The organism is Ruminococcus sporogenes, from assembly GCF_054655175.1.
Genome location: NZ_BAAHOA010000008.1, coordinates 1 through 11,781, shown reverse-complemented (window position 1 = coordinate 11,781; position 11,781 = coordinate 1). Strand labels below are relative to the sequence as shown.

The 11,781-nt window shown below is 41.2% G+C and carries 9 protein-coding genes; 3 read left to right on the top strand and 6 right to left on the bottom strand.

Going from position 1 to position 11,781, the window contains the following annotated elements:
- Window positions 1-27 precede the first annotated feature (27 nt).
- From ACYQ0N_RS15030 to mtaB, 4 genes are all read right to left on the bottom strand, one after another.
- Complete coding sequence (locus tag ACYQ0N_RS15030) at window positions 28-1,998, bottom strand: CHAP domain-containing protein (RefSeq protein ID WP_460163139.1); 1,971 nt, start codon at window positions 1,996-1,998, stop codon at window positions 28-30.
- Between the two features lie 143 nt (window positions 1,999-2,141).
- Window positions 2,142-2,573 carry an RrF2 family transcriptional regulator gene (locus tag ACYQ0N_RS15025; RefSeq protein ID WP_177531948.1) on the bottom strand — a complete coding sequence of 144 codons (432 nt, stop codon included), beginning with the start codon at window positions 2,571-2,573 and terminating at the stop codon, window positions 2,142-2,144.
- A 66-nt stretch (window positions 2,574-2,639) separates the two neighbouring features.
- A complete protein-coding gene (locus tag ACYQ0N_RS15020) occupies window positions 2,640-6,344 on the bottom strand; it encodes a phosphoribosylformylglycinamidine synthase (protein WP_177531949.1) in 3,705 nt (1,234 codons plus the stop codon).
- A 164-nt stretch (window positions 6,345-6,508) separates the two neighbouring features.
- A complete protein-coding gene (gene mtaB, locus ACYQ0N_RS15015) occupies window positions 6,509-7,816 on the bottom strand; it encodes a tRNA (N(6)-L-threonylcarbamoyladenosine(37)-C(2))-methylthiotransferase MtaB (RefSeq protein ID WP_460163138.1) in 1,308 nt (435 codons plus the stop codon).
- A 267-nt stretch (window positions 7,817-8,083) separates the two neighbouring features.
- Between mtaB and ACYQ0N_RS15010 the strand changes: the two genes are divergently transcribed.
- Together ACYQ0N_RS15010 and ACYQ0N_RS15005 are read left to right on the top strand one after the other, a co-directional pair.
- Window positions 8,084-8,314, top strand: a complete 231-nt coding sequence (locus ACYQ0N_RS15010; RefSeq protein ID WP_177531951.1) for an HPr family phosphocarrier protein — start codon at window positions 8,084-8,086, stop codon at window positions 8,312-8,314.
- Between the two features lie 278 nt (window positions 8,315-8,592).
- The gene (locus ACYQ0N_RS15005) at window positions 8,593-9,345 is read left to right on the top strand and encodes a PP2C family protein-serine/threonine phosphatase (RefSeq protein ID WP_177531952.1); all 753 of its coding nucleotides are present in this window, start codon (window positions 8,593-8,595) and stop codon (window positions 9,343-9,345) included.
- A 99-nt stretch (window positions 9,346-9,444) separates the two neighbouring features.
- On the opposite strand, the gene ACYQ0N_RS15000 is transcribed toward ACYQ0N_RS15005, so the two are convergent.
- A complete protein-coding gene (locus ACYQ0N_RS15000) occupies window positions 9,445-10,377 on the bottom strand; it encodes a hypothetical protein (protein WP_460163137.1) in 933 nt (310 codons plus the stop codon).
- A 25-nt stretch (window positions 10,378-10,402) separates the two neighbouring features.
- Complete coding sequence (locus ACYQ0N_RS14995; protein ID WP_177531954.1) at window positions 10,403-10,771, bottom strand: metal-dependent transcriptional regulator; 369 nt, start codon at window positions 10,769-10,771, stop codon at window positions 10,403-10,405.
- A 179-nt stretch (window positions 10,772-10,950) separates the two neighbouring features.
- Here ACYQ0N_RS14995 and ACYQ0N_RS14990 point away from each other — a divergent pair.
- Window positions 10,951-11,781, top strand: an 831-nt coding sequence (locus ACYQ0N_RS14990; protein WP_460163136.1) for a glycoside hydrolase family 10 protein, incomplete at its 3' end; no start/stop codon positions are given.

Genomic DNA, 11,781 nt, shown 5'->3' with positions numbered 1-11,781 from the left:
CCCTTTTACTTGAAAGCAATGTATGTATCAAGGCTGAAAGGACGGCCTTGCGTATCCAAAAATTCTTATATCTGTAAGCTTATATGATCTTCGGCGGCATTGATCGCTGCTGTTTCCCTCGATTGTATAAACATATCCGTTTTCACAATAATCTACAATTCCGATGTGATCGGCGATTCCGTCGGGTTCCCAGTCGAAGAAAATATAATCTCCGGAAATCGGTGTATAACTCTCCTTATTTTTCCATTGTCCGTGCTGCTTAAACCACGTAATGCCTACGGCGCAGGAAATAAATTCCGGGACGCTTCCGTCCTGTGTATATCCGCATTGATTTGCACACCATGATACAAAGCAGGCGCACCATTCTATACGAAAATCAAATCCCCACCATGTCCAATAAGGTTTTCCGCCCACATTGCCAAGCTGCGTAAGGGCCTTTGCCACAATATCCTGATTACCGCCGGTTACCATAGAGCCATCCGAATAAAAGCAGTAATTCACATTGTCTATATTGTGCCTGTAAGTATATGCCGCTCCGTCCGTACCAAAATAGTATTTTTTCGATCTTACCGTTTGCCAGCCTGTTTTCATAACGCCGTCGCTTCCGAAATAATACCGTTTATCATTAATTGTACGTAAATCGGTAGCCATTTCGCCCTTTTCATTAAAATAATATTTTTTGCCGTCAAGGGTCTGCCAGCCTACTCTTGCTACTCCGTTGTCTCCGAAATAATATTTTTTATTATTAATCGTTTTCCAGCCTGTCGACATAATACCCTTGCCGTTAAAATAGTAAATCTTCCCGTCAATACTGACAAAGCCCGTCCTCATTTTTCCGTTATGTCCGAAATAATATCTTTCGCCGTTGACAGTCTGCCAAAAATAAAGCATTTTTCCGTTTTCCGGACTGAAATAATATATTTCTCCGTCTTCAGCCCTAAAGCCGGTTTTCATTGTTCCGTCAGCGCCGAAAAAGTAAGCGTTACCGTCGTATTTTATAAAGCCTGTCTGCATAAGGCAGCTTTGTTCATCAAAATAATATACGTTTCCGTTATCATTTACAAAACCCTTGGCTATACTGCCGTCTTTATAGTAATATCTCGTACCGTCTTCAAATTTCTGTAATCCCACGGCAAGAAATCCCTTATCTGAAAAGCGGTATTTAATACCGTCTATATCATGTTCTCCGGTATATTTTCCGTGCTCGGCGTCTGCAAAGTAAACAAGCCCGTTATAATTTATCCAGCCATACAAAATCTCTGCCGAATCGTAATCATAGAATATTCTTAATCCATTTATTGTCTGCCAACCGCTCTGATACCTTCCTGACGGTGAAAAAATATATTTTACTCCGTCTATTTCGGTTTCGCCCTTGCGGACTGCTCCGTCTTCCCCGCCGTAATATTTGCAGTTTCCGTATTCAAACCATCCCCTGTAAAGAGCCCCGCTTTCATTGAATATGTATGTTTCACCATTAATTTCCTGAATGCCTGTAAGCTTTCCCTTTACCGGATCGTCATAGTAGACGGAGTCCATATATTCTACCCATCCGGTATTTCTTATACCGGTTTCAGTATCAAAATACATTCTTACGCCGTCTACCGTTATCCAGCCTGTTTTCATTGTGCCGTTGGGCGCAAAATAATAGTAATTACCGTCAATTTCGATAAAACCCGTCTGCATGACATTGCTTTCATCATAATAACAGATTCTTTCATCATCAAGATAAGACCATCCGAACAAGATCCCCGCGTCATCTTCTGTCTCAGCATCGAATGCGTCTGACGACGTTGTTGAGTCAGTAATATCAGCATTCACTATAACAGAATCTATATCCTCAGCTTTGGTATGATCTGTAACAGCTTCCTCCGCCGTATACTCAGGCTCAGACGGCATAACAATCTGAACGTCGCCGTCATCCGCAGAAGCTGCGAAAACCGCCGAACACCCGACGACCAAAGCGGCTGCCATAGCCGGAAAATATTTGTAAAGCCTCATAATACTCGCAATTCCTCCGTAAAATATGATATATTTTCATTTTAGCATATTTTATAATAAATTACAAGATAAATTAAACAGTCGTTTTATAGTCAATTTATAATAAAAAACGGAACCGATTGTTTCAGTTCCGTTTTCCCGCTTTAAATATAATAATCATTACCGACGGTGTTCTTTTCAATTATATCCTGCAGGGTAATGCTGTCAAGATAATCCGTAACAGCTTTATAAAGACCACGCCATACAAAAAGCGTCGTACATTCCCCTGCACGTTCACAATCCACAGGATCGTATTCCAGACACGCCACCGGCGCAAGACTCCCCTCTGTTACACGCAGTATTTCACCTACCGTATATTTATCGGCGGATCTTAGCAGGCGATAACCTCCCTGATTGCCTCGGCTTGTTTTAAGCATACCTGATTTGTTCATAAGGGAAACTATCTGTTCGAGATATTTTTTTGAAATTTCCTGCCGTTTGGCTATATCCTTGAGCGCTACAAAATCGTCTCCCTGATTTACTGCCAAATCAATCATCATTCTCAGCGCATAGCGTCCCTTTGTTGAAATTCTCATTAACGCACCACCTCCGCCTTTTACTAAATTTAATCAGGATACCCAAACAGGATATCCTGATATTTTTTATTTAAAATACCTTACGCCGTTTTCAAATATTTTCTGATCCTTATTTCCGGAAACGTTCTTGCATACATTTACGCCTGTACGCTCGCTGTGACCCATTTTTCCGAAAATACGTCCGTCAGGAGAGGTTATTCCCTCTATTGCCTCCATTGATGTATTCGGGTTATACCTAATATCCATCGAAGGTCTGCCGTCAGAATCAACATACTGAGTTGCAATCTGTCCGTTATTGGCAAGCTTGACAATCAGCGACTGAGGAGCGACAAAGCGTCCCTCGCCGTGTGAAATCGGAATCGTATGAATATCTCCTACACGGCTGTCGGCAAGCCATGGTGATTTATTTGAAGCTATCCTTGTGTTTACCATCATAGATTGATGCCTTGCGATTGTATTAAAGGTCAAAGTAGGAGAATCCTGAGTCATATCGGTAATTTCGCCGTATGGAACAAGTCCCAGCTTGATAAGCGCCTGAAATCCGTTGCATATGCCGAGCATAAGACCGTCGCGCTTTTTGAGCAGCTCATGAACAGCGTCCTTTACCTTAGGATTTCTGAAAAATGCCGTGATAAACTTTCCGCTTCCCTCAGGCTCGTCTCCGCCGCTGAAACCTCCCGGGATCATAATTATCTGCGATTGCTTAATAATCCTTGCAGCCTCCTCGACGGATTCCTCAATAGCGGCTGCGCTCAGGTTTTTCACCACCATAATTTCAGGATCGCCGCCGGCTTTCTCAAACGCTCTTGCCGTATCGTATTCACAGTTTGTTCCCGGAAAAACAGGAATGAATATCTTAGGCCTTGCAGTCTTGATTGTAGGGAATACTCTCTTCTTTGCGTCGTACTCATAGGATTCAACCGCTGAGAGAACAGTTTTTATTCTGCAAGGGAACACAGGCTCAAGCTTGCTTTCCCATGTTTTCTGAAGTGAATCAAGTGAAAGAGTATAATCCTTGGTAAAAATATTGTATTCCTCAGTAGTTTTACCGATAACCGTTTCTCCGTCCTTTTCAGCGCCGTCAAGCTCTATTATGAACGATCCGTAATGCGGCATGAACAGCTCGTTTTCGGTAAGCTTTCTCTGAAATTCAAAGCCTATTCTGTTGCCGAAGCACATCTTGGCAATACCCTCGGCAATACCGCCGCCTGAAACTGTCCAGACAGCCTTAGCGCGTCCGGTTTCAATCATTTCCTCAACCTGCTTAAAGCATTCCTTAACGCTTTCAAATACAGGTAATCCGTTTTCATCGTAATCGGGCTTTATAGCTATTACAGTATCATTGATGTCCTTAAATTCCGGGGAAACGACCTTTCTGCTTGAAGCGGTCGAAACGGCGAATGAAACCAGTGTAGGAGGAACGTCGATATTCTCAAACGTACCGGACATAGAATCCTTGCCTCCGATAGCGCCGCAGCCCATTTCAAGCTGAGCCTTGAACGCTCCGAGAAGAGCCGCCATAGGCTTGCCCCATCTTTCGGGAATACCCTGAGTTCTTTCAAAATACTCCTGAAATGTAAGCCAGCAATGATCTGACTTTCCGCCCGCTGCTACTATTTTAGCGATTGATTCAATAACGGCTAGTACCGCTCCGTGATAAGGACTTTTTTCGCTTATAAACGGGTTATAGCCCCAGCCCATTAATGAACAGGTATCAGTCTGGCCGTGAAGAACCGGAATTTTTGCAGCCATAGCTTGTGCAGGAGTAAGCTGATATTTTCCGCCGAAAGGCATCAGGACTGTCGAAGCGCCGATTGTCGAGTCAAACTTTTCAACAAGTCCCTTCTGCGAGCATACGTTAAGATTAGCCATAAGGGCGTCCCAGCCCTCCGGATTGTCAGTATACGCGCATAGGGATTTTGTGTCGGGTTTTTCAATCGTAATATCCGTATATTTAGCTGCGCCGTTTGAATTGAGAAATTCTCTTGAAAGATCAACGATTGTAACGCCGTTCCAATTCATTTTCAATCTTGGCTCGTCCACAACGTTTGCAACAATTGTCGCTTCAAGGTTTTCCTTGGCAGCCTCTTCAAGGAATTTTTCAGCGTCCTCCGGAGCAATTACAACAGCCATTCTTTCCTGTGATTCGGATATTGCAATTTCCGTTCCGTCAAGTCCCTCATATTTCTTAGGAACTGCGTTAAGGTCGATTATTAAACCGTCGGTCAGCTCACCGATTGCAACTGAAACGCCGCCCGCGCCGAAATCATTACAGCGCTTTATCATTCTTGTAACCTCCGGTTTTCTAAAAAGCCTCTGCAGCTTTCTTTCCTCCGGAGGATTGCCCTTCTGCACCTCTGCGCCGCAGTGTTCAAGGGATTCAAGCGTATGCGACTTTGAGGAACCTGTGGCGCCTCCGCAGCCGTCGCGTCCCGTTTTACCGCCGAGGAGTACGACAATATCTCCCGCGGCAGGAGCTTCACGTCTGATATTTTCAGCCGGAGCCGCGCCGACAACCGCGCCTATTTCCAATCTTTTGGCAACATATCCCGGATGATAGATTTCAGAAACATGACCTGTGGCAAGACCGATCTGATTTCCATAGGAACTGTATCCGTTAGCCGCGCCTACGGTAATCTTTCTCTGCGGCAGCTTTCCCGAAATAGTGTCTTCCACTGGAACAAGCGGATTTGCCGCGCCTGTAACTCTCATTGCCTGATAAACATAAGAACGACCGGACAGCGGATCTCTTATAGCTCCGCCCAGACATGTAGCGGCGCCGCCAAATGGCTCGATTTCAGTAGGGTGATTATGAGTTTCATTCTTGAACATGAGTATCCAGTCTTCTTCATTTCCGTTTATATCGACCTTTATTTTAACCGAGCAGGCGTTTATTTCCTCGCTTTCGTCCAAATCCTTGAGCTTTCCGTCCGCTTTAAGCTTTTTTGCGGCAATAGTAGCAAGATCCATAAGAGTAACCGGCTTTTCCCCGCGACCCAATTCATTTCTGACTTCAATGTATTCGTCATAAGCTTCCCTGATATAAGGAGTGGCAATTTTGACGTTTTCTATATTTGTCGAAAACGTTGTGTGACGGCAATGATCGGACCAATAGGTGTCTATCATTCTTATTTCCGTAATGGTAGGATCGCGCTTTTCGGTATCTCTGAAATAAGATTGACAAAACTTTATATCGTCAAAATCCATAGCAAGACCGAATTCCTTAATAAAAGCGTTCAGTCCCTTATCATTCAGACGAATAAAATTTTCAAGTATCTCCACCTTTTCCGGTATCTCATAATTGGCGTCAAGAGTCCTGACAGCGTCAAGGGACGCTTCTCTGCTCTCAACCGGGTTAATAAGATAAGATTTTAACCTTTCAAATTCGGCGTCGGTTATATTGCCGTCAATAATATAAACTCTTGCGTTTCTAACGCGGCAGCGATCCTTCTGCGTAAGTATCTGTATACACTGCTCACAGCTATCCGCACGCTGATCAAACTGCCCCGGTAGATATTCAACGGCGAAAACCCTTTCATTATTTATCAGTACGGGAAATTCCTTATATGTAACGTCAACCGCCGGTTCAGAAAAAACAGTATTGACGGACATTTCAAAATCTTCCTCACTGAGATTATCCGCGTCGTAGCGGTTAAGTATCCTGACGCTGTTAAGGTTTAATCTTAAAGCGGTCTGAACGTCGTTCATGACAGATTTCGCCTCAACCGCAAATTCTGGTTTTTTCTCAACATAAATTCGGAATACAGACATTATTTGCTCCATTCTCCGCAGAAAAAATATATCTGAAAAATGCGCTTCTGCGGAAAGCGCTCAATGTTTAATCAATTCAGCTCTCCTCTGGGATCGCTAAAGATGATCTAAGTGAAATTCTTATAGCAATAATTCGTTAGGCTCTTGTAAAACGTTTAACGGATTCACTGCTTATCCGAAATAATTTCACCTATACAGAAATTATCATTACTCCTTACTATTTTAACATAAAAAATCATTCTTCGCAAACTTTTTTCGCAATTTTTTGAAGGAATTTTTATCATAGTATAATCCGGCGCATATCCCTGATGAAACTCGGGCGAGCTTTCAAGCTCAAACAGAACCTTAACGGTCTTTCCCACCTGTTTTTTCAAATACTCTCTCTGAAGCCTATCGCCTAATTTTTTCATTTGTTCAGCCCGTTTATGCTTAATATCTTTTGGAATCTGAATTTTTTCAGCGGCAGGGGTACCCTTCCGCGGAGAATACTGAAACACATGAATCCTTGAGAAGCCTATTTTTTCTATAAATTCCATTGATTCCTCAAAATCTCTGTCGGTTTCTCCGGGAAATCCCACCATTATATCGGTAGTCAGAGAACAGTCGGGAAAAATCCTTCTTATTTTTGAAGCAAGTTCAAAATATTCCTGCGTATTATAATGTCTGTTCATTGATCTAAGCGTTCTGTCGCAGCCGCTTTGCAGGGATAAATGAAACTGCGGACAAAACTGTTCAAGTGCAGACAGTCTCAGAAGATCGTCGTCTGAAATCATCTCAGGTTCAAGAGAGCCGAGCCTGACTCGCTCCACGCCTTCAATTTTACAGCACTCCTCGACCGCGTCTATCATACACAGCCCTATATCCCTTCCGTAAAAGGCAAGATTTATACCCGCAAGTACTATTTCCTTATGCCCCTTTAAAGCAAGAGCGGCTGCTTCCTCCCTGATAACCTCAACAGGCTTCGAGCGGCTTCTGCCCCTTGCATACGGAATAATACAGTAGGAGCAGAACTGATCGCATCCGTCCTGTATCTTTACAAACGCCCTTGTCCTGCCGGAAAATCCTCCGCACGACATATTTTCAAAGCCGTCGTTTTTGCCGTATTCTAATATGCTTACTATCTTATTTTTGTTTTTTATAAAATCCTCTACAAGCGACGTAATTCTGCTTCTGTCCTTTGTTCCGGTCACAATATCCGCTTCCTCAATATTTTCCGCAATATCCGGCGACGCCTGAGGCATACAGCCAGTTAAAACTATAACGGCGTCATGATTAAGCTTTCTGAGCCTTCTGAGAGAATACAGGCATTTGCTGTCGCCGGACGCCGTAACCGTACAGGAATTTATCACGGCCACATCAGCGGCAGCCGGATCGGCAGTTATTTCATAACCTTTTAAACGGAAATCAGACTTAATAATTTCAGTTTCATACTGATTGACCTTACAGCCGAAGCTTTCAAAATATGCTATCATCTTATGACCCTTCCATAATGACATACACATAAAATCATATGTATATATACTACAAATTTAAACACACATAGTTGTGCAAAGATTACAAACAATCAAGTTAAATAAAAACAATATGACTGGCTGCCTATTCATTATACTAAATTTACGAAAATTATGCAATCGTATTGACTTTATTTTACTTAGGTGGTATTATGTATACAGCGGAAAGTAAAAATATAAATAACCGCTGATACGTTTGAATTTAATATAGTCTGAGGAGGTATTACTATGGTAACTTACAAAATTTCTCTGGCAACAATCAACGACGTTAAGGATTTCGTTAATATGGTAATGAAGTATGATTTCGAGGTTGACCTCGTTTCTGGCAGATATGCCGTTGACGCAAAATCTATCATGGGAATATTCAGTCTTGATCTTTCTAAGCCGATAGAACTGAACGCTCACACTGATAATCCCGGAGAATTCGAAAAGGAACTTTCTAAATATTTAATAAAATAAACAAAATACCGCCGGAATTTCCGGCGGTATTCTTTATTTCATAACCGCAAAGCCTAAAAAAGACAAATACTGCCGATAAACAGGAAATATTACTTATTTATTCCTCTATTTTACATAATAACAGTTATTTTATATAATTTGTCACCAACTTGTAATGTATTTACATTAAATATCTGTTGAAATTTCAATAGCGTTATTGTATAATTATGGTTATGAAGGGCGTTTTGTAAAAAACGCTCTTAAATTACGTAAATAATTGTTTAAATGGTGAGGTATAAATGTATTATTATTGCTGCGGTATTACTGACAAGGGAATTATGAAGCATAATGAGGACGCATTTTTAATCGGCGGTAAGGTCATGACGGCAGGAAATATTAACAACATGGTTTCCGCACCGTTTATTGCAGCCGTTTCAGACGGAGTTTCCGGAGAAAACTGCGGTGAATTAGCGTCCCGCAAATGCCTTGAGCTTTTAAGCGGTGTAAAATTCAATTCCGGAACTGATCTCAATCAGGAAATAATGAATATTCATAAACACCTTGCCGGTATCGGAACGCAGAAAACCTCCACTAAAAATATGCAGGCGACTCTATGCGCCGCAGCAATAGATGAAAAGGACATCGTACATATCATAAATGTAGGAGATTCAAGAATGTACCGTTACAGAAACGGTTCCATCAGACAGATTTCTAAGGATCAGTCTCTGGTCCAGCTTCTTTACGAGGAGGGCACGATCACAGAATCCGAAAAAAAGACGCATGTTCATAAAAACATTATATTTCCGGTTATGGGCAATGTTTCATCAGATCCTAAGCCTGATATAAAAAGTTTAAATGAAATAATGAAATACGGAGATGTTATTCTAATCTGCTCCGACGGTCTTTCGGATTATGTATCCCGCGCAGAAATGGAGGATATTCTCGCTCTGCCTGAAAATCTTACCAAAAGACTGCAAAAGCTTGTGAATCTTGCAATAGATAACGGCAGTCAGGATAATATCACAATAGTAGCCTTATGCTGTTATGATTAATGGTAAATAAGAAAATATATCCGGTAGATTAAGCTGTTATTATTCTAATACAATATAAAATTTATATAAAAAGCTGCTTTTTTAAAGCAGCTTTTTATATCACTTATTTTTATCAATTTCTTCGCTTTCCTTTTGGTTTAAAATTGAATTTCTGACTGTTAACGCTATAACTACAGTTATAACGACAAAGAAAAACAATATCCACTTTACAACCGTATTCCTCCGCTGATATATCTCAGAATATGGAACTATTCCGGCCGCTATCATGTCGTTATGCTTCTTATATTTCACTAAGACTCTTTTTCCCTCGTATTCTGAGGAAAACCAATCCTCCTCCTCAGAGAACTTTTCCGGTGCAAACTGCACGGCAGAACCGTTGAGATAGCTATCCGTATGGCTAATAAAAGTATTTGTTTCTATATCTATAACCGCTAAATGACCGTTTTTCAAAAGAGGCATCTGAGTAACGGCAGATGAAAGATCAGACATATCAATCTGCTGCTGATAATTCTCCAAGGTAAACTGAATCTGAATTATACCGTCCTCGTCAAGTCTGGAAGAGCCTGTTACAACAACGTTTCTGCCGCCTGATTCAGACAGCACAGCCTCTGAAAATACTTTGTTATCAACTGCGGGCATAAATTCCTCATATGCAGAGCTTTCCTCAACAGACATATCGGTGCTGTATCTTATAATACCGTCCTTATCCGCAACGCTGATAACGTCGGCGCCGATAGCTACCCTTAGCTCCTCAAACGATGATTCGTCGCTTATGATATTAACATTTTTAGAAAGCATCATCGAAACCACTCTGGCCTTTGATCTGTAACTATTATATATTTCTTCCGTAAGCTTTTCAGCCGCCTCAGATTTTTCGTCTATAATATTACACACCTGTTCTATCCGCTGACCAATTATATCTCTTGCAGCAGCTCTGTCTATAACTCCGGTAGAATAAAACGCAAGCATAAATATCAAAGCTGTGCAGACGCATGCCGGTATAATTACGATTCTATAATGAATTTTTTTCATTTATCCACCGCTTTCAGAGCTTAAATTATATTTTTTCTACATATTCCTTTATCCTGCCGTATGTTTCCTCGCTTAAAATATGTTCTATCTTGCAGGCGTCCGCCTCAGCCGTTTCAGCGCTGACGCCAAGAACGCTAATTAGGAATTTCTTAATATTAGTATGGCGTTCATAGATGGCCTCGGCCTGCTTTAGTCCAAGTCCTGTAAAAGTTATCTGTCCGTTCGTATCAACGTTTATATAATTATTAGCTTTAAGCAAACCTACAGCTCTGCTGATACTCGCTTTTGAATAATTCAGCTCATTTACTATATCTATGGATCTGACGCTTCCGTTTCGACGCATCAGCAAAAGAATGGTTTCCAGATAATCCTCTCTCGATTCTGTCTGATTCATAATTCCTCCCATATCCAAGCTTTATATTATTATTTTTATTTTACCATATTTATATTCTTATTTCAACGGATTTCCGAAAAATTCATACAATTTTCTTTTTTCATATTTACCGCTTGGAATATTATCAATCATGTCCGAATATAAATGTACAAACTATCTTTACAGGACGTGCTGAAATAATGAAAAGATTACTAATCGTTGTTATTATTATGGCTTGTTTTATGAGCGTTTCCTGCGGAAACCAAGAAAATACCGAAACCTTAAACGGAGATACGGATATTTCTCTCAACGAACAGACCTTATATCAGCTCGGCGTCGCTGAACCGACTGAGCAAACAGCGACGGAAGCTGAAAATGCCGATGATGAAAACTATATTCCCATAAACTACGAAAAACAAGCGGGGATGTGGTTTACATATATGGAATATCGGGATATGCTTTATAATAAAACCGAATCGGAATTTACAGAAAGTATAAAAAACAGGCTTGCTCAGGCGGCAGAGACAGGAATAAACACGGTATATGTTCATGTAAGAGCATATAACGACTGCTGCTATGAATCAGATATATTTCCGTGCACCGAATATTACAACGGAAACTATGACGCGCTTGAAATAACGCTTAATGAAGCGCATAAGCTGGGATTGTCCGTTCATGCCTGGCTAAATCCTCTGAGATGTCAGACAGACGAACAGATGAAAACACTGGATACGAATTTTCAGATAAAAAAATGGTATAACGACAGCAAAAAAAACGGAACCTATATAGTAAAGCTTGAAGACCGCTGGTATCTTAATCCGGCCTATAACGAGGTAAGAGAATATATCGCTTCAGGCGCCGCGGAGATTGTCCGAAATTATGACGTGGACGGTATACATATAGACGATTATTTCTATCCGACCTCTGAAACTGAATTTGACGCCGACGCATTTTCAGAATCCGGAAGCAATGATCTGGAAAAATGGCGTATAGAAAACATAAACACAATGGTTTCTTCAATATACCAAGCC